Origin of the sequence: Methanoregula sp. (assembly GCF_041645475.1) — an archaeon.
Classification (GTDB): domain Archaea; phylum Halobacteriota; class Methanomicrobia; order Methanomicrobiales; family Methanospirillaceae; genus Methanoregula.
Window position 1 is genome coordinate 60,453 of sequence record NZ_JBAZQA010000014.1, and the last position, 21,691, is coordinate 82,143.

Genomic DNA, 21,691 nt, shown 5'->3' on the forward strand with positions numbered 1-21,691 from the left:
TCGCAGATCACTTGCCAGATAAGGATAGGACTCGCATTTTAACGATGCTTTCTGGAGCCTTTACCGTACTGATTGTCCCTGCAGTTGAGATGGAGTCGCGACTGGAGCGGCTTCCGGTTTCAGTCAAGGATCAGATCAAGCGGACGAAAATATCCGGAACAAAAGACGATCCATCAATCGAACTGCTCCGACCCATTCTTGGTAAGGGAGAGCATGAAGTAATATCCTGCGGCAACGAACATCTCAAGAGAGCCAACACTAGGTTTTTGTTAATTCTTGACGACGGGTTGGCACGTAGATTAGTGAGACGGATTCTTCCTTTGCTATCAAATCACATGAAAGGAACGATTGGATTTCTTGGACTCTGCGCAATTCGGAAAGTTCTTGATAAGGACGAGACAATACAACTCATAACGGTCATCGGCAGGAGCAACTTCAGGGTCGATCAATCAACGATTACTGCGGCGATAGCCGGGATCCAAAGCCGGTGAAGATGAAATGACTAATTTTCGTGTCCACCTTCAGGAACAGGACGAAGAAACTCTTTTTTCCGCAAAACGACTATCTCTTGGCCCTCTCACATTTTCCACCCCCTGCAAACTTCTCGATCTCAACAATTCACCGACAGCGTCTGCATTCCAGTCTCTCGACCAGGCGCATCTTGCGACTATAGCAATCGCTGAACGCAGCCGTTTCATCCACCAAGAGACGTTTATTAAAGAGGCTGATCATTCAGAAGCCCGATTTCTCGCCGATTCATATGATGCCCTGAAACGGCCGGGAATTCTCGGAAATAAACTCATTGTCAATTCGCTTACCCTGACATTCAATCCATTTACGATTAAAAAGTCTGAAGAGTATCTCCGAAGCATCCTGCATATTTATCATGGACGGAGCGATCTCCTGCTCATCCCGAATCTGAAAGTTAAACGTTATGATGAACGGATGAAACCAGAATTCCAGGTGCAGGAAGATGAATTCACACAATATGTTGATTTATCGCACGAAATTCTGAGCTTCCGGAACTCAAAACCAATCTTTGTCCCGGTTCCTCTTAAGTACGGTGTCCGAAAATTCCAGTCGATTCTTGCCGGGTTCCTTGCGAAGGGTTACCGTTACTTCTGGCTAGACTTCGAGGGTTCGGCCACAACCTCTCGGGCTGCTCATATTCGTGCATTCCACGATAGCGTCGAGATAGAGGGACTCGGGGAAGAAGTCGTCCTCTATGGGTCAAATATTCGGCGGGAAAATAACCCACATCTTCCAGATCCACGATGTCCCGTTTCTGATTTCCTGACTGCGCCGCTTGGTGTTGATATCATTGGCGTAAACCGTGAACCACAACGTGGAGGCGGCGATCCCGGAACGCGGAAATCATATGTCCCGCCACCACTTGAGGAGAGCATACCCCACAAAGCCCGGCTCCTTGATCGGGAGGATTATACGTACGTGAAGTATCCGGCATTCTCACGGAGCCGTGAACTCTTTGACAAGTACCGCATTAATGAAGGATTGATCAGAGGCAATCCTAAGTTCTACTCCAACTTCGTAAACACGTTCGAGATCAACGAAGAGCTCGCCCATCACCAGACACTCGTGAGGGAGAGTGGATCACTTCTTGGATATCTCGGGACGAAGCCTTCGATCAATCCGAAGCTGATGAAGGCCTTCGAGAAGATCATGCATGGGGATGTAGGGACGCAGAAGACACTTGATAGGTTCTTCTAGTGTCTGAAAAGATAGTAACGGAAAATATTCCAACGGATTTTCAAGCGCCATTCGGGATAATTAATTACATCGAAAAGAAACCAGAAAACACAAGCGAAATATTGGGCCGAACAATTCCTCGAATTTTCTCGCAGGATGGATACTCTTTTTGTTAATCTATTGCACAAGCCGCGTATGTTAATACGATCCAACCCCGCCCTGCCCAATCACACCCATTGCCGTACACGCCGTTTATAATCCCGGTACTCATCGCCAAAAATTTCCTCCAGCCTTCGCTCCTCAAAAGGAATGAATAACATCTCAACAATTACAATGAACAAAAACGTGAATACGAAGGGGACAAGGGTCCCCATCACCACGGCGCTGCCGAAAAGAACTGCTGCCATGGCAAGATATACCGGATTCCGGCTGATGCGGAAAGGACCGGTGGTTATCAGGACCGCCGGGGATTCGTACGGCGACAACGTTGTCCGGTTCTGAAGGAACAAAACACGGCACCGGAATGCCATCCATATGCCAGCCCCGATGATGAGGAACCCGGACCAGGTGACAGGAGCCTGAAGAAGGATCCGGACCGGGAAGATGAAATGGGAAACGATGGAGAGGATGAGCAGGACGAGAAAATATCCCTGCCCGTCAGTTATCGCTCTCGCTGTTTCCCGGAGTCCCGCAGCCATAAGGAGATATTATCCTGCCGGGCGATTATCGTTCCTTATTTGTCCCAACGGGAATTTCTTTTCTGACCGACACACATCCGGTTTACTCAAATCACGATTCATTCGTCTTTTACGATTAAGCCCATCCCCAGCCGGTTTTCGTCCGCTGATATTTCTTCCCAATCCGGCGCACGGCCGGAACCGGGCGTGGTGGCGCCGGGCCGGTGATGGGAGAGGTTGACGCAGGCGGTTTTCGCGGGCAAATTATGATTGCGAAGGCAAAAGAATCTCGAAAGTCAGCGGACTTAAAAGCAAGAGAAGATCCTCGGGTCTTTGACCGAAACCATCAGGGAATTCCCCGGGACAACGGTTGGTCTTCCCTGTCTGATCCCCGGTATTCACCCACACGTTTAAGTCAGACCGTTCAGATATCAGATGTACAGATGGACGCGCTCGCCCTGCTCCGTGAACACGAACCGGAAATAAAAAAGCGGTTCGGTGTTTCAAAGATCGGCATCTTCGGTTCATTCGTACGCGGAGAGGAGCGGCCGGAGAGTGACGTTGATGTGCTCGTCATGTTCCGGAAAGGCGGGGAGACCTTCAACAATTACATGGGATGCAAGTTCTATCTTGAGGATCTCTTCGGGCGCAAGGTCGACCTTATCATGAACGGCGCAATCAAGAAACGGCTCAGGCCATATATCCTCAGCGAGGTTGTGTATGCGTAGGACTTCGCTCCAGTTCCTCGATGATATCCTTGAGGCAATTGGAAACATCGAAGAGGACACGGGGGGGATCTCGTTTGAAGAGTTCTCTCATGACCGGAGACGCAGGGATGCCGTGATCCGGAACTTTCTGGTCATCGGTGAAGCTATCAAGAATCTCCCGCAAGAACTCAGGGAACGGTACCCGGATACTGACTGGAAGAAGATCGCCGGGTTCCGCGATGTCCTCACCCACGCCTATTTCGGGATCAAACTGACAATTCTCTGGGATACCGCCATTAATGAAATGCCGAACCTGAAAAAAGAGATCCGAAAGATCCTCCGACACGAAAAAACACAGACATGAAGAGCGGTGGGCCTCTGGTGTTAAAGCAAGCCCACCCAACGATTTAACGTCATACTCCGTTTTCGTTTCCCCGATCTCCGTCGGAGGCCGGAGCCCGCCAGCCTCCCGCAAAAACTGATGCACGTTTTACTCCCCGGTTGCCGAACAAACAATCCCATATTCTCCTGTTGGAAGAGACGCCATTTACGACGTAAAAAATGAATAAAATCCAGTAAAACCGGCGAAACACTCCTGCATTTTTGCAAAACGGTCCTGCCAAAACCAAAAAAATGGGCAATCGGAGTCCAATACGGGCCCGGATTCGACCATCCCCAAAAGGGGGTTTTTCACCGTCGGAACAGGCGGTCAGATCCCCCCCATCATCCCTCATGATTAAGGAAGGGGCGTTCCCCCGGAATCGTAAAACGGCTTCCCGTCCCGGTCAATCTCAAGAAGCCTGGCACGCTCAACCCGGAAGAACCGGATGCCCCGGTAATAATTGCAGGCCCAGATCTCATAGACCCAGCCGGGGTCCGGGGGAATGGACCGCAGGCCGGCCGCTGCACCGGCAAGCTGCGTCTCCATCTCGGCTAAGGATCCCCTGATATGCTTGCTCCGGGCCATGCAGACGATCGTTGTCCTGCCCGAACCCAGGATGACAAGATCGCAGACACTCCCGCGCTGCCGCCGGCTGAAGATAACATATCCCCGGGCATGGGCGTAGGGTATGGCAAGCTCGATCGCCTTTTTTGGCGGCGGCCCCCGGCTCATTGCTCGTCCTCCCTGCAACTCCCCGCAAACAAAAACCCGGTGAAACGTTCCGTATGCCCCGGGAAATAACCGGGGCTCGCAGTCATCGCACCGGGCCGGTGCCGGCATGCCACGCACATCATTATAAAAATATTATATAAGAAATATGATTTATACTAATCGGTTGATGGTTGAGATCCAGCCGCCACCCGCTGACTCACGCGAAGATCAAAACCAAGGGTGCGGTCGGATCAGACAAGCCGGAACACCGGTAATTGAAGCGCGGGTTTTTTTCTCCATCACATTTCCCCGGGTCTGAAATAACCGCAGGCCCGGTCCGGGTCCCGCTGAGCAGTACTCCGGCAGTTTGGGTTCCCGCAGACAATGACGGTTCTGCCCGGCACCATCAGGATCTCTGGATGGAGATTCATTCATATCACGTTCAATTTTTAAAACCTGAAAATTTTCTAATAATTTACAGAACCTTTTTGGTCTCCTGTACCAATCAATCTGTAAATATCTGTAAATATTACAAAAATTTTCAGAAACCAACAGGAAATCAATCGTAAAGGTGCGGGATGAAGATACCTCAAAAACCTCCGGAATCACGTGATCTTCCAGATAATACTCTGTCGTTCGTTTCACATGTGTATGATAGCACGGAGGAATCCGAAAAGATCCGTCAGCTGCTCCGCACATTCAATGAACAGGAATACATCCACTGGGATAATCTCCGGCATAAGAAGATCCCGTATGATCCCAAAAACATCTGGTTTGCATTATCACTGATCCGGATTACCCAAAAAATCCGGACAATCGACATCGGTGATGAAATATTCCGGTATTACCTTCCGGAACTATTCCAGAAACAGCTCCACCACATAGACAAGACCTCTCCCGCATCATTCGACAGCCTCTTCAGCGAAGCACCGAGTGAGACGAATAAAAAGCAATATCTCGTCAACTCCTTAATGGAGGAGGCCATTGCCTCAAGCCAGCTCGAAGGTGCAGCGACAACCCGGCCGGAAGCCAAGAAGATCCTGCGGGAGGGAAGGAAGCCGAAGAACATATCGGAGCGGATGATCGTCAACAACTACCGGACGATCCGCCGCCTCAAGGAGCTACGGGATCAGCCATTGTCCCGGGAACTTATCTTAGAGATCCACCACGAAATCACGCAGGGGACGCTTGCGAGCAACGCAGATGAAACGGAATTCCGGGCCTGTGACGATATTGTGGTAGGCAGCAAAACCGATCCAAAACAGATCTATCACTACCCACCGGAATGCAAAAAAATCCCGGCAATGATGGATGACCTCATTGCATTTGCCAATAATGAAGACGAGTTCATCCATCCGATCGTCAGGGCCATCATCCTCCATTTCCTGATAGGCTATATCCACCCGTTCAGTGACGGCAACGGCAGAACAGCCCGGGCACTCTTCTACTGGTTTTCACTCAAGCACCACTATGACCTGCTTGAGTACATCTCCATCTCACGGATCTATGTTCATGCACCGGCACAGTACGCCAGGGCCTACCTTCTGACCGAGACCGATAATAACGACATGACCTATTTCATCGATTTCAATATACAGATCATCAGCCGGGCACTCGAAGACCTCAAACAGTATATTGTCCGCAAGAAAAGTGAAGAATCTGAATCCATCCGGCTCGTTGAAGAGATTCCCGGCCTCTCATTCCGACAGGCAGAGATACTCCGGAATTTCATCAGGCACAAGGCGCGATACTATACTATCAGCGAGATTGCCGGCAAATATAAAGTCTCCTTACCCACAGCGAGAGCTGATCTCCTCCTGCTTGCAGAGAAAGGAATGCTGAAAAAATATCTGGATGGAAAAAGGCAGGTCTTCACGTACCAGCGAGATGCAGAAATAATCCCACCGGGTAAATGAGTATACTTTCCTCCAGGCATAACTGCCTCGACACCCCATGTGGAGGGTGTAGGAAACCTGTGCCTGTTGCAGCGGAAATCAATAACGGATTCATTACCGGTTCGGATTAAGGACCATCCATCAAAAACACCCGGCCGGTGGATCTCCGCTCCCTGAGGGCACGATGATTCATTCCGGATCGTACATGCAGCGAACCGACAGGGTAAAAGAGCGAGACCATCGCAACAGTATTCTTGCAAAGAATGCCATAACTAAAATAGTTCATGGTCCGGCTGCATTATATCGACAATCTGCGGTGGATGTGCATCCTCCTGCTCTTCCCCGTGCACACCGCATTTGTATTCTGCGCCGGGTGGTACGGCTATTATGTCCTGTCCGATTACCCGTCCACGGCTGCCCGCTGCCTCGCGGTCTCGGTTGAGCCCTGGATCATGCCGCTCCTGTTCGGTATTGCAGGAATGAGCACGAAATTTGCATTGCAGAAACGTTCGCCCCGCGTTTACCTGAAAGAACGGGTCATACGGCTCTTTGTCCCGTTCCTTGCGGGAGTGGTTCTCGTCTGCCCCATAATTGCATACTATGCCCTGAAATTCCACACCGGTTACACCGGGAGTTTTCCTGAAGCGTTTGTCCATTTCTTCAGCTCAGCCCACCTCCAGGGTCCGCCAAGCGGAGTTATGGGAGATTTCAGCGTTGACCACCTCTGGTTCATCATCTTCCTCTTCATCATCTCGGTTGCGGCGCTCGGCGTAATCCTGTTCGGGCGGCGGCAGGCACGATCTCATATCAGTCCCGTAACCGTACATCTTCCGGTCCTCTGTCTTCTGTTTGTCCCGGTCTGGCTCCTGAACTTTGCCGGCATCCGCGTGGGCGGATATTCGATCCTTTCGTATTTCGCCATCTTCCTCATCGGGTATTACCTGTTCTCAACGGAGTCTGTCCAGGATCAGCTGGAAAAATACCGGGTCGTTCTCGTATCGGCATGGATCATCCTTACTGTCGGCGCGATGTGGATGTACGGCATAACCCTCGGGCATTACGAAATTTTCTGGGGGACTTCTGCCATCTACGTAATAACCGGATGGACAGGGGTTCTCGCCCTCATGGGTGCGGGACGGCACTTTTTTGACCGCACCAGCCCCTTTGCCGCCTACATGGGTGCGGCCTCGTACCCGGTGTATATCCTTCACCTGGCATTCGTTGTGGCGATTGCCTATTACGTTGTGATGCTCGCAATTCCCCCGGCACTGCAGTTTCTCATCATCATGGTCACCAGTTTCCTGCTGACGTTTGCCTGCTACGAGATCCTCCGGAGGGTCCCGGGGGTACGGGCACTGTTCGGGATTGCCGGTCCTCTAAAGAAGACACCCTGAGGGGATCAGGGTTCTTTCTTCTCTTCCGCACACTCCTCCGGAGAGCACCGGCTGACAGGATCATTTCAGCGTGCACATCCGGGACCCGGCCGGATAAAAATCAGAATCAGACAGAACACTGCGCGTCAGAAATACACTATCCCGAAACCTGAAGGGGAATAATTAAAAAAACTGCAAAAAAAAGATTGCGAATAATAAAAAAATTTACTTTTTGCCGCCCTTTGCTGCGGGGGCTGCTGCCTTGCCGGCATCCTTGCCACCCTTTGCCGGTGCTGCATCCTTGCCGCCCTTTGCTGCGGGGGCTGCTGCCTTGCCGGCATCCTTGCCGCCCTTTGCCGGTGCTGCTGCTGCGCCCTTTGCATCCTTTGCGGGCTCGGCTGCTGCTGCCTCTTCGGCAACAACCGGTGCTGCAACAACCTTCTCACCAACAAGCTTGGGTGCCGCAATGATCCTGCCGCTTACCTTGATCTCGCTGACTTTCAGGTGCGAGGGAGTCGGGAGCTTGTGGCCGCTGTGGCGGAGGGCGTCCTTGATCTTCTCAAGGTACTGGGGGGTGGAATAGACCGTCATGATCTTCTGGCCGGGGTCTACCCGTGCAGCGGTACCGACAGCCTTGCCGAATGCAAGACGCATACCTTCAGAGACACGGTCCGCACCGGCGCCGGTTGCCTGCTTGTTCTCGCGCAGGACATGGTGGGGGAAGACGCGTACCTTGAAGTGGAAGTTGGACCTGCCGACTTCCTTCATCAGCCGGCGGTTTGCGGTGATGCGGGCTGCTTCAAGGGCACTGTGCCGGATCTGGCATGCTTCTTCGACAATAAGGTCAACTTCGGTTGGGAATTCCTGCGAGAGGTTGCCCATCTCGAACTGCACAATCTTGCTCCCGGGAACACCGCCCATATATTTGCGTCTCGTATAGGCTTTCTTGGAAATGTTCCTGTACATCTTTGCCGGTTTTCTAACCATCGCGTCCTACTCCTGTGAATTATTACTAAAAGCGGGCAAAAATATCGGGAACTTATCAGATATTGATGCCGGTACGCTTCACGAACTGCTTGTATAAAATGGAGATGGAGCGTATTAAACTTTACTGGATAGAACAGTTCTGGCTTATAACATCAAGAACCGTACGCCGGACCTGAGCGAATTCCACGCTGGTCCTGTCACGGGGCCGGCTCAAACCCACATCAAAGACCCGGCAGATGCGGCCGGGGCGGGGCGTTATGACAATGATTCGGTCGGAGAGATAGACCGCCTCGTCCACGCTGTGGGTGATAAAAACAACCGTCTTTTTTGTCTCTTCCCAGATATCGAGCAGCTCTTTCTGGAGCATATTCCGGGTCTGGGCATCGAGGGCCCCGAACGGTTCGTCCATGAGGAGCAGGACCGGGTCGAGCGTGAGCGCCCGGACAACGGCCACCCGCTGGCGCATCCCGCCGGAAAGTTCCGAAGGGTAACTGTCCCGGAACTGCGTGAGGTTGACGAGGTCCAGGTAGCGTTCCGCAACCCGGTAACGCTCCTCTTTTCCCAGTCCTTTCATCTCAAGACCGAACGCGATGTTGTCGATCACCGTCCGCCATGGGAAGAGGGAATACTCCTGGAAGACCATGCCCACTTTCGGGTTCTGGCCCTTTATCTCCTCGCCGTCAATGATGATCGATCCTTCCTGTGCTTCGTCAAGTCCGGCGATAAGGCGCAGCAGCGTTGTCTTCCCGCACCCGGATGAGCCGAGAATACAGACAAACTCCTTGTCCTTTACTTCGAGGTTGATGTTGTCAAGGACAACAAGCCGGCTCCCGTCGTCGCGGGAGAACGACTGGTTTAAGTTTTTGATCTCTAGACTTGCCATATCACGCCACCTCCCCGGTCCGCCACTTCAGGAAACGCTTTTCAACATAATGCCGGAACGCCATATCAAAGGCAAGCCCGGTAAGCCCGAGCAGGATCATGTACACGACAACGCAGTCCATCCGGTGGAGATTGTAGTACAGCCAGAGGGACATACCAAGACCATTGTTGGAGACGCCAAAGAGCTCGGCGGCAACAAGGCACATCCAGCCAACCCCGCAGGCTATCCGGATACCGGAAGCAACCGAGGGCAGGGCTGACGGAAACGCAATGTACCGGATCTGCCGGACATTGCTCGTACAGCCAAGCATTATTCCCGCCTCAACAAAAATCCGCGGCACGCTCCGGAACCCGCTGTAGGTATTGATGATAACCGGAAAGACTGCCCCGACAAAGATGACAAAACCGGCGGAATAGGCGGTGAGGCCAAACCAGATGATGGCAAACGGGATCCAGGCCAGCGGGGGAATCGGCCGGAGCAGTTCAACGACCGGGTCGAGGAAGGCATCGCACCGCCGGCTCCACCCCATAAGAATACCGAGGGGAATACCCACAATGAGGGCCATTGCAAGACCAATACCGAAGTGGATGAGACTGTCAATAAAATCCGGTATGAGCCGGCCGGTCTCGGCCAGTTCCTGGAACGCGTAGGCAACATCAACCGGCGATGGAAGGATGAACGCATTCCGGACAATGCCGGCTGCAATCACTTCCCATACAACGATTGCAAGCACAATGGCAAGGACACCCAGCCACCGTTTGCCGATACGAACTGCGGATAGTTTCATGGGGATAAGATCTCTCCGGTGTATGTCGGGATTCACGGATCGGGTGTTGCGGAAGGAGGTAAGACCCCGTACATCAGTTGTTACCTATACAAGGGTGTCAAAGAAAAAAAGGATTGGTTCCTGTGGGTCCTGCCTACTTCTTGTAGAACGACAGGTCAAAGAGATCTGCCTGGGTTAAGGGCTTCTTGATGTAGCCGAGATCGTTTTGGATCTTTGCATAGTCAAGGACCGGTGAAATAATGATGTTGGGATCGGATGCCCAGTTGCCATCCCATTCCTTGAGCGAGGCCTTGACATCCTCCAGCTTTGCGCCGGTCTTGGTTGCATAGATCTGTGCAGCCTCATCAGGGTTCTGGAGGTTGTAAGCAACTGCCTTGTCGTTTGTTGCGAGAATCTGCTGAACTACCTCCGGGTGCTCCCGTATCAGCTTGCCGCTGACAACGAGCACACAGCAGGTGTGGTTCGGATACATCTCACCGGAGTGGACAACGATCTTTCCTTTGCCCTGGTTGACAACCGTGCTGGGTGACGGAGTGGGCAGGAAGACGGCATCAACTTTGCCGGCACTGAGGGCAGTTACTGCGTCGCCACCATTCATTCCCTTGATGAAGACATCCTTATCGGGAGTAAGGTTATTCTGCTTGAGCCAGTTGCGCAGGACCGTATCCTGGATGGTGCCTACCTGGAACGTTGCAACGGTCAGTCCTTTCATGCTCTGCGGACCCTTGTAATCGAGATCGTTCCTGACAACGAGATCTGAGCCCTGCGTGTTGACCCCCGCGATGATCTTCGCATCAAGCCCGGTTGCGACCGCGCTCAGGACGGGTGCTGCACCAACATACGCGATATCAAGATCCCCTGAGAGCATTGCCTGCATCTCGGGTGCGCCGGTGGGGAAGAGTTTGTCGCTGACATTCTGGACACCAAGCGGTGCAAGATCCTGCTTCCACCATCCTTTCTCCATGGCAGTGATCTCTGCCATCTGGTGGGTGCTGGGCTGGTACCCGATCCGGAGTTCCTTGATGGGAGCTGCCGAAGTAGTCGCGTTGGTTGTCCCGGAGGTACCCGCAGGCTGGGTACAGCCGGCAGTGAGCAGTATAAGAGCAACAGCGATGAGGGCTATTACCGTTATCTTCATTATTTTCATGGTGGGAGTGTTGTTCTGGCAATAATAAAAACATGTACGATTCAGGCAAGTTATATGTTCTTTTGTAGATTATTTATCCCAATTTTGGGACAAAAGAAGAGATAATAATGTATTATTGTCCACTAATTGCCCAGAAGGACCCACACATTGTGGGACAAAACGAAAAATTTTATCGTGAATTAACCTCATTGGGTTAATTACATGGTACAGATCGACCCCATTGACCACCTTATGCGCGCGGCTATAACCTCGGACGAGGAGTTTGTCCGGGTGCTGGACGAGCTGCTGCGCCATGACCTGCGCATCAGTATCCGGGAACTCTCTGAAAAAAGCGGCATTGCCCAGAGTTCATTATACAAGATCCTCCATGGAAAGCGCTCGCCCAACCTCTCCACGCTCCGGGCGATCATCCACGCGATCCGCCAGTTCTACCGGACCGGGGAAGGCGAGTTTATCGGCCTCATCGTTGCCCGCCCGGTTCTTGAGACCATAGAAGAGAGGACTGCCGATGTGGACTCGCATCGCGTGAAGATCCGGGAGTATCCGGTCCACACCATGGAGGATGCGATCGTGGCGGCGGTCAGGGCTGAGCGGGAGGGTGCCGTTGCAATCGTCTGCGCCCCGATCGTATCCAGCGTGATCGAGCAGCTTGTCCATATCCCGGTCGCCACCATCATTCCGAGGGAGTCGGTCCAGCGGGCGATAGAACTGGCCGCACGCAAGGCGTGGCTTTAATCACATCGCGACCAATAATTACCCGGAATTATAAGGGTGAACGGATGCGAACTGACGTTGTAAGGCTGGGGCGCCTGTCCGGTGCAAGGACCAATGAGATGATGCATTTCCTTTCATCAATGCAGGCCGACCGCTGGATTGCCGATGCTGACCTGCTCGTGGATATTGCCCACGTGCTGATGCTGGACAGGCAGAAGATCATTGACCGCGAGATCACCGGGCAGCTCCTTCCTGCACTGCTCGGGCTGTTTGACAACGGTATCCCGGAGGAGGTCTTCGATGAACGGTTCGAGGATGTCCACGCGGGGATCGAGTCGCTCATCATTGAAGCCGCGGGCGCAGAGGCCGGCGGCCGGATGCACATGGGCCGCTCCCGCAACGACGAGGTTGCCACCTGCATCCGGATCCGGCTGAGGGAAGAGATCCTGCTCCGGATGGAAGAGATCCTGCAGGTCAGGAACGTTCTTGTCACTCTTGCACACGAGCATGCCGCAACCATCATGCCCGGGTTCACCCACCTCCAGTACGCCCAGCCCACAACGCTCGCCCATCACCTCCTCGCCTACGACCAGGCCTTCTCCCGGGACTTCGACCGGCTGCGGGACGCGTATGCCCGCGTCAACATCTCTCCCCTGGGGGCAGCTGCATTTGCGTCCACGGGGTACCCCATTGACCGCGAATACACGGCATCCCTCCTGGGCTTCGACGGCCTTGCAACCAACACCATGGACGCGGTCGCAACCCGGGACTTTGCCCTGGAAACGCTTGCGGATCTCTCGATCCTCATGACCAACACGAGCCGGCTCTGCGAGGAACTGATCATCTGGAGCACCTCGTTTGCAAAGTTCGTGACACTCGATGACGCCTTCTGCTCCACATCCTCCATCATGCCACAGAAGAAGAACCCGGATACCGCAGAGATCATGCGGGCAAAGACCGGTTCGGTCTTCGGGGCCTTTGCCGGCGCCATGATGATCGTCAAAGGACTTCCCTTAAGTTACAACCGCGACCTCCAGGAGCTCACACCCAACATCTGGCGCGGGATGCAGGATGCAGGATCCAGCCTCCGGCTCCTTGAGGGGATGCTCTCCGGCGCAAAGTTCGAGACAGAGCGGATGAACAACGAGGCCGGGAAAGGCTTCTCAACAGCAACGGAACTGGCCGATACGCTCGTGCGCTCCTATGGCATCCCGTTCCGGACTGCCCACAACATTGTCGGGAGGGCCGTGCAGAAAGGAAGCCTCACGTTAAAAACCCTTGAAGCCGCGGCAAAGGAAGTGGGGGGCGGGATATCCCTCAAGAGCAGGGGACTTACCCAGAAGGAGATCGATCACGCGCTGGACGTGAACTATTCTGTCAGCATAAGGAACGCCACCGGGGGACCGTCCCCTGCCGCAACAAAGAAGGCGGTACTGGCGTGCCGGAAAAAACAAAAAGAAGATGCAGCTCTTGTCAACAGCAGGGCAAAAAACCTGGAGAAGGCAAAGAACAATCTCATAGCCAAAGCCCGGAGGCGGGTAGCATAACACAGTCATTTGTTTCTGGAGATATCGTACACTGCGATTACGGCGGGAAGAAGAGAAACGGCGTCTACATCACCGAGAGGGACGGCATGGCAGTTGTCAAGCTGGACTCGGGCTACAATATCGGCGTGAGCCCGGCAGCCTGCAGCCTCGTCACCCGTACCCCCCCATCACCAATAAAGAAAGCCGAAGTCCCGCAGAACAGGAGCCTCCCGAACCTTGCCATCGTCTCGACCGGCGGCACTATTGCCAGCAGGATCGATTACCGGACCGGCTCGGTGACGAGCCAGTTCGACGCGAGCGATATCCTCACCGCAATTCCCGAACTCAAGGAGATCGCCAATTACCGGACCATCCCCCTTGCGACAATCCTCTCCGAGAACATGACCCCCGCCATCTGGCAGGATCTTGCCCGGGCAGTTTATGACGAGATCAAGGGAGGAGCCCAGGGGATCATCGTCACCCACGGTACAGACACGATGGCCTACAGCGCGGCCGCGCTCAGTTTCATGATCGACACGCCCGTCCCGATCGTCTTTGTCGGGTCCCAGCGTTCAGCCGACCGGCCTTCCAGCGACAATGCCATGAATGCAGCCTGCGCTGCAGCAGCGGCAATAAGCGATCTTGGGGAAGTGGCAGTTGTGATGCATGCTACCACAAACGACGACTGCTGCGCCATCCACCGGGGAACAAGGGTGCGCAAGATGCATACCTCCCGCCGCGATGCATTCCGGAGCCTCGGGATGGAACCCATCGGATCGGTTGCATTCCCCTCCCGCGAAGTAACGCTGGCACCTGGTGCGGTCCGGCGCGGGACGCAGAAACTCGCGCTTCATGATAGGCTCGAGCCGCACTGCGCCCTTGTCCAGTTTTACCCGGGCATGTCACCGGACCTCCTGAAGGCATACAACGGCTATGCCGGGCTGGTCATTGCCGGAACCGGTCTCGGGCATACCAGCACAACGCTCATCCCACAGCTGAAACACCTTGCCGATGCCGGCACCATGATCGTGATGACCTCGCAGTGCATGAACGGCCGGGTCTGCGACCGGGTGTACGACACCGGGCGCGACCTGCTTGCTGCCGGGGTTCTCGAAGGGGGCAACATGCTCCCGGAGGCGGCTCTCGTCAAGATGATGTGGGTGCTTGCAAACGAGAAGGAGAGAGAAAAAGCCGCAGCGCTCATGCAGGCGGATCTCAAAGGGGAATGCACGCGGAGGAGCATCCATGGATTATAAGGCACTCGGCCTCGTGGCCGGTATCGAGATCCACCAGCAGCTGGATACAAAAGAGAAACTCTTCTGCCACTGCCCGACAACGCTCCGGGAAGTCCCGGAGCATGACGGGGAATTTTTCCGGTACCTCCGGGCAACGGTCAGCGAGATGGGCGAGATCGACCGGGCTGCACGGGAAGAGATGAAGAACAACCGGAAATTTCTGTATTATACCTACGACACCACCTGCCTTGTCGAAAACGACGAGGAGCCCCCGGCGCCGCTGAACGATGAGGCGCTCTCGGTCTGCCTCACGATCGCAAAGATGTTCGGCATGACTCCTGTCCCGCAGCTGCATGTGATGCGCAAACTCGTGATCGACGGATCGAACACGAGCGGGTTCCAGAGAACAGGACTCGTTGCATTCAACGGCCGGCTCCCGAACGGCGGCGAGATCGAGACCATCTGCCTTGAGGAAGAGGCTGCACAGCGGGTGAAGGACGAGGTCTTCAGTCTCGACCGTCTCGGAATCCCGCTTGTCGAGATCACCACATCCCCGTGCATGCATACTCCCGAAGAGGTCCAGTCCGTTGCCGAACATATCGGCATGGTCCTCCGCTCCACCGGCAGCGTGAAGCGCGGGATAGGGACGATCCGCCAGGATGTCAACATATCGATTGCCGAGGGAGCACGCGTGGAGATAAAAGGCGTGCAGGAACTAGACCTGATCGCAGAAGTTGTAAGGCGCGAAGTCCAGCGCCAGCAGAGCCTGCTCCGGATACGTGACGAACTCCGGGCCCGGGGTGCAACAGCTGCCGGTGCATCCGGTCAGGATATTACAGCGCTCTTCAAAGAAACCAAATCGGCAGTCCTGAAAAAAGCAAAAAAGATCCATGCAGTCACCTTGAAAGGATTCGCAGGTTTTGTCGGGAGCGAGATCCAGCCGGAGCGAAGGCTCGGGAGCGAGATGTCCGATTACGCGAAAAAGTGCGGGGTCGGCGGTATCTTCCACACGGACGAGCTCCCGGCATACGGGGTCACCGCTGAAGAGGTTGCGCTCCTGCGATCCCACATGGGCGCGGCGGAGCAGGACTGCGTCATCCTTGTTGCCGGGGCAAATGAGAAACAGGCTGTCTGTGCCATTACCCAGGTCATCACCCGGGCATCTGTGGCACTTTCCGACAAGCCGGTCCCGGAAGAGACCCGCAAGATGCTCGAGAGCGGGAGCACTGCATACATGCGGCCGCTGCCGGGTGCAGCCCGGATGTACCCGGAGACGGATGTGCTGCCGGTCATCATCGGCGATGAGCGCTGGTCGGCAGTAACCATCCCCGAACTGCTCACGGCAAAGGCAGAGCGGTTCGCCCGCGAGTACGGTATCGAGAAAAATTATGCCATGCAGCTGGCCGGTTCCGATAAACTCCCCCTCTTCGACCGCGCAGTGCAGGAAGGGATCAAACCGAAGCTTGCCGCATTTACCCTGCTCTCAACAGCAACGGAGCTGAGACGGGAAGGAATTGAGATCCGGGCTATGACCGATGATGCCTACCTTGGCATCTGGCATGCGGTTGAAGACGGGAAAGCGGCAAAAGAGGCAATTCCGGATCTGATCCGGAGTATAACGGAAGGGATTACGATCGGGGCTGCGCTTGCAAAACTGGGCCCGTCCGTTTCCCGAACCGAACTTGAAACTATCGTCCGGAAGATCATTACCGACCGGCTTGACTTTGTTGCCGAAAAAGGAAAAGGAGCGCTTGGCCCCCTCATGGGGATCGTCATGGCAGAAGTACGGGGATCGGTTGACGGGAAAGTGGTCAGCGAGATCTTACGAAAAGAGATTGATGCTGCAACCGCAGCAAAAAAATCCTGAACTGGAATACTGTCCCCGGCCGGAACGGATCGGACCGCGCGAACATTTATGAGTGGGGCAGCAGAATTAGATAAGGAGTTTAACTATGGGTAAAACAGGCACAACCATCTGGGCACAGGTAAAAGGTGTAAAAGGACAGATCCGTCTCGTCCCGAAGAAAGAGGGCGAGGGAAAGACCCCCGGCCCGAACCAGCGGTTCAAGGCAGGCGCAAATGTCAAGCAGGTTGACCAGATGGCAGAAGCCATGGGCGGCCAGAGGCGGGGCGGGAAACGTGGCGGCAGGCGCGGCGGCGACCGTTCAGGTGGATCCGGCCTCAACGAATCCACGGCAAACCCGATGATCCGCCGGCGCATGAAGCGGGCAAAAGTATCAGCCCTCGGTGCAAAGGCAAAGTCCTCACGGTAATACGATAGTACAGCCTGTGATGGGTCATGGGGTTCACCCGCCCCCCACCGGTTTTTTTCACACGCACGTGTGCAATTTTTCTTGACAGTTGATATTGTATCATAACTATATTTTATCCGGAACAACCATGGTGAGTATGGATCTTCCAACTGCAGTAAAGAGCTACCAGTTCGGGGAGCGGGCCAAGTCCGGGCTGATCATGATCTCCCAGCTGAGCATCGCCCTTACGGGTTTTTCAGAACAGGAACGGGCCGGAGGGAAACGGATGCTCCTTTTGATGATGGAGTCCGTCAGAAGCGAACTCCAGTTCGCGCTCCGCGACACCGGGCAACAGGATTTCTTAAAGGCGATAAATGCGCTCAGCGATGCCATCTCCATTGTGGAAGGAAACCAGCCCGAACAGGCAACAGAGAGGATCGCTGTTGCAATCAGTGCATCCACCACGCCTGCACAGGAAGCATGGCAGGTACTCACCGAACATGGACTCCTCTGATTTTTCCGGGTTTCTCACCAGCCGCACATCGGTCCGCGAGTACGGGAGCGATCCGCTGACACCGGAGGAGACGGACTATATCCTTTCCGCGGCCAGCACGGCCCCGAGCGCAGGGAACCGCGAGGCATGGGACGTGGTTGTTGTCACGGATGAAGAGATCCGCTGTGCCCTTGCAGAGGCCGCATTCGGGCAGGCCCACCTCGAGACGGCCGCAACGGTCTTCATCGTGTGTGCAAACTATGTCCGCTCAATGTCGCGCTACGGGGAACGGGGAATCCTCTACGCGGTCGAGGATGCAACAATTGCCTGTACATATATGATGCTTGCAGCCCATGCAAAAAAGATCCACACGTGCTGGACCGGGGCATTTGACGAGGAAGAGATACGGGAGATCCTCGACCTGCCCCAGCACGTCCGCCCCATAGCACTGCTTGCCGCAGGAAAAGGGGATACCCCGACACACCTGACGGAACGGATGCCAATAGGTGAACATGTACACCGCGAACAGTGGTGAGGTGACAAACTATGCCGGATTATACTGTAACTTTGGAATCTGCCTGGCTCATAAAAGATGTCAAAACTCTTGATGATGCCATTGGAATTGCGATCAGCGAAGCAGGCAAGCGCCTGAACCCCGGGGCAAAATACGTTGAAGTCGAAGCGGGAATGTTAGCCTGCCCCTACTGCGACAAGGAACTGTCAAGTGCAATTGTTGTTGCGGATACCGCCCTTGTCGGCCTCGTCCTGGAGATGAAAGTCTTCCGGGGTGAATCTGCCGAACATGCAGGACGGATTGCAAAATCGGTTATCGGGAAAGCGTTCCGGGACATCCCCTTGAAAATACTGGATGTGCAGGAGCAATGATCTCGGTAGTAGGGCATACCGCCATCGACCATATCTCGAAAGTGGGGCACCTGCCGGAGAAGAACTGCTCCACCCACATCTCGGACCGGCAGATCTATTATGGCGGCGGAGCGGCAAATATCGCTGCGGGTATCGCAACCCTGGGGGGGCAGACAACCCTCATCTCCTGCGTTGGCGGGGATTTTTACGGCGGGGATTACGATGCCTGGATGAAGAAACTGGGTGTCCGCCAGCAGTTTTTTGTGGTGCCCGACGCCCATACCCCCACCGCGTTCATGTTCACGGACGAGTCCGGTGACCAGATGACCTTCTTTGAATGGGGGGCATCAAAAGCGTTCGCCCACTCAGAGCCGCCGGCCCTGCCATTCGTCCACATGGCAACGGCAGATCCGGAATTCAACTGCCGGGTTGCAGAGAAGAGCGAGTTCGCGTCGTTTGACCCGGGTCAGGACATTTTCTATTACACAAAAGAACAGCTGGACTCGCTTCTCGACAACATTGACATCCTCTTTGCCAACCAGCACGAGATCGAGCACATGTGCCGGACCCTCGGGACATCGAGGGATGCTATTGTCGGGCGGGTAAAGATGGCAATATTTACCATGAGCGGGGACGGGAGTACGCTGTATACCGCGGGAAAGGAGCATTTTATCCCGGTGGTTCCGGTGACGCTCGCTGACCCGACCGGTGCCGGTGACTCGTACCGTGCAGGATTCCTTACGGCATACGTTCAGGGATATTCCCCGCTCACCAGCTGCAGGGTCGGGACCGTGACGGCCTCGTTTGTGGTGGAACACGTGGGATGCCAGACCCACCTGCCGACATGGTCCATGATGACAGAGCGGTACCGGCAGCACTTCGGGGATCTTGGCAAGCCATAAAAGGAGATGACAACATGAGCTGGGCAGCACTCACTTCAGGGGGAAAAGATTCGGTCCTTTCCTGCCAGAAAGCACTGGACAGTGGCAAGGATGTACAGTACCTGGTGACGGCCCGGCCGAAGAATACCGACTCCTACATGTTCCACTCGGCAAACCTTGACGCGGTGCCGGTTATCGCATCCGTTGCCGGTATGGAATACGTTGAGATCAAAACGCACGGGAGAAAAGAAGAGGAGCTCGCCGACCTGGAAGCGGGCCTTGCTGCGCTCGACATCGAGGGGGTCATTGCCGGGGCCGTTGCCTCGGTCTACCAGGCAGAGCGGGTCAGAACCATCTGCGACCGGCTCGGGCTTGAGCTGTACACGCCCCTCTGGCACATGGATACGGAAGAGCTGCTCCGGGAAGTTTCAGAACGACTGGACGCCATGATCATTGTCACGGCCGCAGAAGGTCTTGGCGCGGATTTCCTGGGAGCCCGGTTTGATGCCGCTCTCATCGACCGGTTAAAACGGGTGGCGGCATCCCACCGGATCAATATTGCCGGTGAAGGTGGGGAGTACGAGAGCCTCGCGCTCAATGCTCCCTTTTATTCCCGGCCCATTACCTACACGACATCGGAGATCCGTTCAGCGGTCGACCGGCATGAACTCGTTCTCGGGGGATTTCGCTGATGGCACAGGGAAGTGATGTCAAACTGGGGCAGCTGACCAAGTATATCTTCACGGCTCCCTCGTGGCAGAGATCCCTTCTCATCATCGTTGTCCTCGGCCTTTTCATCGATGCGGCCAGTGCCCGGGCATGGGTATATCTCCCGTTCTCCGGCACGCTTGCCTTTACGCTGCCGGCGATTGCAGCCCTTGCCCTGACAAAGCCGGTCATCGAGCTCGGCGGGAAGACCATGACCTGGAACCGGTCTGCCCTTCTTGCCCTTTCCTGCACGGTCTTTGCGGTGATCATCACCCTCAGTTCCCTTGCGTTCTCGGTCCGGTACCTTCCCCTCTTTTATGCCATCTCCCTCGGGTTCATCTTCGGTCTGCGCCTGTTCGTTCTCGTTGCAATCTCCGATTACCGCCTCCCCCGGATGATCCTCCCGGCATTTACCCAGAGCGGCCCGGGAATCCTTGCCGGGATGTTCATGTTCTCATCCACGTTTGGCTTTGTTGCATTCGGGATCTTTGCCCTTGTCCTCCAGCTGGTCTTCGGCCTGGGATTTGCCATCCTGGTCTGGATGATCGAACGTCCCCTTCAGCGGGCGTTTAAAATCCGGGGGCTTGCCTTTGTCAATGCGTTCATCGCCCACATGACTGACGGTTCGAAGGGAATGGAGGATTTCTTCCGGGAGATAGGCGAAGAGATCTTTGTTCCCCAGGTAAGTTTCTTTTTCAAGAGGGAAAATAAAAAACCGGTTATCTTCACGGTGCCAAATCTCCACCCGGGCCCGATGGGCGAGATTGGTGGCGGCAACCTTCCCAAGATCCTCCACGACAGTTTTGAGGATGAGACTCTTGTTGCCCACGGCTGCGCAACGCACGATTTCAACCTGGTCTCAGAGACCGAGATCAAGAAAGTCATCGATGCCCTGCAGAAGTCCCGGCGCAATATCGGATATTTCCCCATGGCAGGAAAATCCGGCCGGGTATCCGACGGGACTGTCCAGGCGCTCTACCAGCGCTTTGGCGATTCTGTTCTTGTCGTGACCACCCGGTCCCCCAAGAGGACCGAAGACCTGGATTTCTCGATCGGGATGACCATCATGGCAGAAGGGCACCGCTGGTTCCCGAACGTGGCAATAGTCGACGGGCACAACTGCATGACAGATCTCTCCTCCCCGGTGCTCCTTGCAACCCTGACCGCCACCGAATACCAGCGGGCATGCCTTGAAGGGATGAACACCTGTCTTTCCGTACCGCTGCACCCGTTCAGGATCGGGGTTTCGCATCATACGGTCCCTTACGGCCGCGAAGAGGGGTTTGGCGATCTCGGGATCCAGACCCTTGTTGCCGAAGTTGACAACCAGATGACCGCGTACATCCTGATCGACGGGAACAACATGGCAGCGGGTGTCCGGGAGATCATTCTTGAACAGGTCCTCACGAGAGTCGATAATGCAGAAGTTATGACAACCGATTCCCATGTCGTGAACACCATCACCGGGAAGAATCCCGTGGGAATGCATGTCAACGTAAAAGAGTTCCTGCCCCATATCATGGAGAGCATCCAGGAGGCCATCGGGGATCTGACACCGGCGGAGGCCGGGGCAACAACTGCCCAGTGCGAGCATATCGTTGTCTTTGGCTCCAACCGGATAGCCCAGCTGGCAAGTACGGTGAACGCCATGCTCGTCTTTGTAGCGCCTCTCTCGCTTGCCATGCTCCTGCTCGCATTCCTCCTCTCAATAGTAGCCTATGCCGTCATGGCATAGTCCCCAAAAAGGAGGGTATTCTTTTTT

24 protein-coding genes are annotated in these 21,691 nt (G+C 54.8%); 17 read left to right on the forward strand and 7 right to left on the reverse strand.

Annotated elements, in window-relative coordinates; genetic code table 11:
- The first annotated feature begins 89 nt into the window (after nucleotides 1–89).
- Complete coding sequence (locus WC598_RS11495) at nucleotides 90–491, forward strand: hypothetical protein (RefSeq protein ID WP_372961643.1); 402 nt, start codon at nucleotides 90–92, stop codon at nucleotides 489–491.
- A 7-nt stretch (nucleotides 492–498) separates the two neighbouring features.
- Nucleotides 499–1,728 (forward strand): hypothetical protein, encoded by a 1,230-nt coding sequence (locus WC598_RS11500; protein WP_372961644.1) that lies wholly within the window; start codon nucleotides 499–501, stop codon nucleotides 1,726–1,728.
- Nucleotides 1,729–1,934: 206 nt separating this feature from the next.
- Here WC598_RS11500 and WC598_RS11505 read toward each other — a convergent pair whose 3' ends face one another.
- A complete protein-coding gene (locus WC598_RS11505) occupies nucleotides 1,935–2,405 on the reverse strand; it encodes an isoprenylcysteine carboxylmethyltransferase family protein (RefSeq protein ID WP_372961645.1) in 471 nt (156 codons plus the stop codon).
- Nucleotides 2,406–2,827: 422 nt separating this feature from the next.
- On the opposite strand from WC598_RS11505, the gene WC598_RS11510 reads away from it, so the two are divergent.
- Both WC598_RS11510 and WC598_RS11515 read left to right on the forward strand, forming a co-directional pair.
- Entirely contained in the window at nucleotides 2,828–3,112 is a 285-nt protein-coding gene (locus WC598_RS11510) for a nucleotidyltransferase family protein (protein ID WP_372961646.1), read from the forward strand.
- Entirely contained in the window at nucleotides 3,105–3,455 is a 351-nt protein-coding gene (locus WC598_RS11515) for a DUF86 domain-containing protein (protein ID WP_372961647.1), read from the forward strand. The genes WC598_RS11510 and WC598_RS11515 overlap by 8 nt, the downstream gene beginning before the upstream one ends.
- A 372-nt stretch (nucleotides 3,456–3,827) precedes the next feature.
- On the opposite strand, the gene WC598_RS11520 is transcribed toward WC598_RS11515, so the two are convergent.
- Together WC598_RS11520 and WC598_RS11525 are read right to left on the reverse strand one after the other, a co-directional pair.
- Nucleotides 3,828–4,205, reverse strand: a complete 378-nt coding sequence (locus WC598_RS11520) for a hypothetical protein (RefSeq protein ID WP_372961648.1) — start codon at nucleotides 4,203–4,205, stop codon at nucleotides 3,828–3,830.
- 207 nt (nucleotides 4,206–4,412) lie between these two features.
- Nucleotides 4,413–4,829, reverse strand: coding sequence for a hypothetical protein (locus WC598_RS11525; RefSeq protein ID WP_372961649.1), 417 nt, complete (start codon nucleotides 4,827–4,829; stop codon nucleotides 4,413–4,415).
- A gap of 2 nt (nucleotides 4,830–4,831) precedes the next feature.
- Here WC598_RS11525 and WC598_RS11530 point away from each other — a divergent pair, with 2 nt between their 5' ends.
- Entirely contained in the window at nucleotides 4,832–6,100 is a 1,269-nt protein-coding gene (locus WC598_RS11530; RefSeq protein WP_372961650.1) for a Fic family protein, read from the forward strand.
- Nucleotides 6,101–6,363: 263 nt separating this feature from the next.
- Entirely contained in the window at nucleotides 6,364–7,473 is a 1,110-nt protein-coding gene (locus WC598_RS11535) for an acyltransferase family protein (RefSeq protein ID WP_372961651.1), read from the forward strand.
- Nucleotides 7,474–7,677: 204 nt separating this feature from the next.
- Here the strand turns inward: WC598_RS11535 and WC598_RS11540 are convergent, their stop codons facing one another.
- The 4 genes from WC598_RS11540 to WC598_RS11555 all read right to left on the reverse strand — a co-directional run bounded on the left by WC598_RS11540 (nucleotide 7,678) and on the right by WC598_RS11555 (nucleotide 11,256).
- The gene (locus WC598_RS11540) at nucleotides 7,678–8,439 is read right to left on the reverse strand and encodes a 50S ribosomal protein L16 (protein WP_372961652.1); all 762 of its coding nucleotides are present in this window, start codon (nucleotides 8,437–8,439) and stop codon (nucleotides 7,678–7,680) included.
- Between the two features lie 121 nt (nucleotides 8,440–8,560).
- Nucleotides 8,561–9,322, reverse strand: a complete 762-nt coding sequence (locus tag WC598_RS11545) for an ABC transporter ATP-binding protein (protein WP_372961653.1) — start codon at nucleotides 9,320–9,322, stop codon at nucleotides 8,561–8,563.
- Between the two features lies 1 nt (nucleotide 9,323).
- A complete protein-coding gene (locus WC598_RS11550) occupies nucleotides 9,324–10,109 on the reverse strand; it encodes an ABC transporter permease (protein ID WP_372961654.1) in 786 nt (261 codons plus the stop codon).
- A gap of 133 nt (nucleotides 10,110–10,242) precedes the next feature.
- Nucleotides 10,243–11,256: an ABC transporter substrate-binding protein gene (locus tag WC598_RS11555; RefSeq protein ID WP_372961655.1), complete on the reverse strand. Its 1,014-nt coding sequence runs from the start codon at nucleotides 11,254–11,256 to the stop codon at nucleotides 10,243–10,245.
- A gap of 201 nt (nucleotides 11,257–11,457) precedes the next feature.
- Here WC598_RS11555 and WC598_RS11560 point away from each other — a divergent pair, with 201 nt between their 5' ends.
- The 11 genes from WC598_RS11560 (at nucleotide 11,458) to WC598_RS11610 (ending at nucleotide 21,664) form a co-directional block, all read left to right on the forward strand.
- Nucleotides 11,458–11,991, forward strand: a complete 534-nt coding sequence (locus WC598_RS11560) for a helix-turn-helix domain-containing protein (RefSeq protein WP_372961656.1) — start codon at nucleotides 11,458–11,460, stop codon at nucleotides 11,989–11,991.
- Between the two features lie 44 nt (nucleotides 11,992–12,035).
- Entirely contained in the window at nucleotides 12,036–13,517 is a 1,482-nt protein-coding gene (gene argH, locus WC598_RS11565) for an argininosuccinate lyase (RefSeq protein ID WP_372961657.1), read from the forward strand.
- Nucleotides 13,514–14,752 (forward strand): Glu-tRNA(Gln) amidotransferase subunit GatD, encoded by a 1,239-nt coding sequence (gatD, locus tag WC598_RS11570; RefSeq protein WP_372961674.1) that lies wholly within the window; start codon nucleotides 13,514–13,516, stop codon nucleotides 14,750–14,752. Before argH ends, gatD begins: the two co-directional genes overlap by 4 nt.
- Nucleotides 14,742–16,598, forward strand: a complete 1,857-nt coding sequence (gatE, locus tag WC598_RS11575) for a Glu-tRNA(Gln) amidotransferase subunit GatE (RefSeq protein WP_372961658.1) — start codon at nucleotides 14,742–14,744, stop codon at nucleotides 16,596–16,598. The genes gatD and gatE overlap by 11 nt, the downstream gene beginning before the upstream one ends.
- A gap of 85 nt (nucleotides 16,599–16,683) precedes the next feature.
- On the forward strand, nucleotides 16,684–17,004 hold the full coding sequence (locus WC598_RS11580; RefSeq protein ID WP_372961659.1) for a DUF5350 domain-containing protein: 321 nt from the start codon (nucleotides 16,684–16,686) through the stop codon (nucleotides 17,002–17,004).
- Between the two features lie 136 nt (nucleotides 17,005–17,140).
- Nucleotides 17,141–17,497 (forward strand): hypothetical protein, encoded by a 357-nt coding sequence (locus tag WC598_RS11585; protein WP_372961660.1) that lies wholly within the window; start codon nucleotides 17,141–17,143, stop codon nucleotides 17,495–17,497.
- On the forward strand, nucleotides 17,484–18,011 hold the full coding sequence (locus WC598_RS11590) for a nitroreductase family protein (RefSeq protein WP_372961661.1): 528 nt from the start codon (nucleotides 17,484–17,486) through the stop codon (nucleotides 18,009–18,011). The genes WC598_RS11585 and WC598_RS11590 overlap by 14 nt, the downstream gene beginning before the upstream one ends.
- Before the next feature lie 11 nt (nucleotides 18,012–18,022).
- Nucleotides 18,023–18,361: a DUF555 domain-containing protein gene (locus tag WC598_RS11595; RefSeq protein ID WP_372961662.1), complete on the forward strand. Its 339-nt coding sequence runs from the start codon at nucleotides 18,023–18,025 to the stop codon at nucleotides 18,359–18,361.
- Nucleotides 18,358–19,242: a carbohydrate kinase family protein gene (locus WC598_RS11600; protein ID WP_372961663.1), complete on the forward strand. Its 885-nt coding sequence runs from the start codon at nucleotides 18,358–18,360 to the stop codon at nucleotides 19,240–19,242. Before WC598_RS11595 ends, WC598_RS11600 begins: the two co-directional genes overlap by 4 nt.
- A gap of 14 nt (nucleotides 19,243–19,256) precedes the next feature.
- Nucleotides 19,257–19,913, forward strand: a complete 657-nt coding sequence (locus tag WC598_RS11605; protein WP_372961664.1) for a diphthine--ammonia ligase — start codon at nucleotides 19,257–19,259, stop codon at nucleotides 19,911–19,913.
- Complete coding sequence (locus WC598_RS11610; RefSeq protein WP_372961665.1) at nucleotides 19,913–21,664, forward strand: DUF2070 family protein; 1,752 nt, start codon at nucleotides 19,913–19,915, stop codon at nucleotides 21,662–21,664. Before WC598_RS11605 ends, WC598_RS11610 begins: the two co-directional genes overlap by 1 nt.
- Nucleotides 21,665–21,691: the final 27 nt, after the last annotated feature.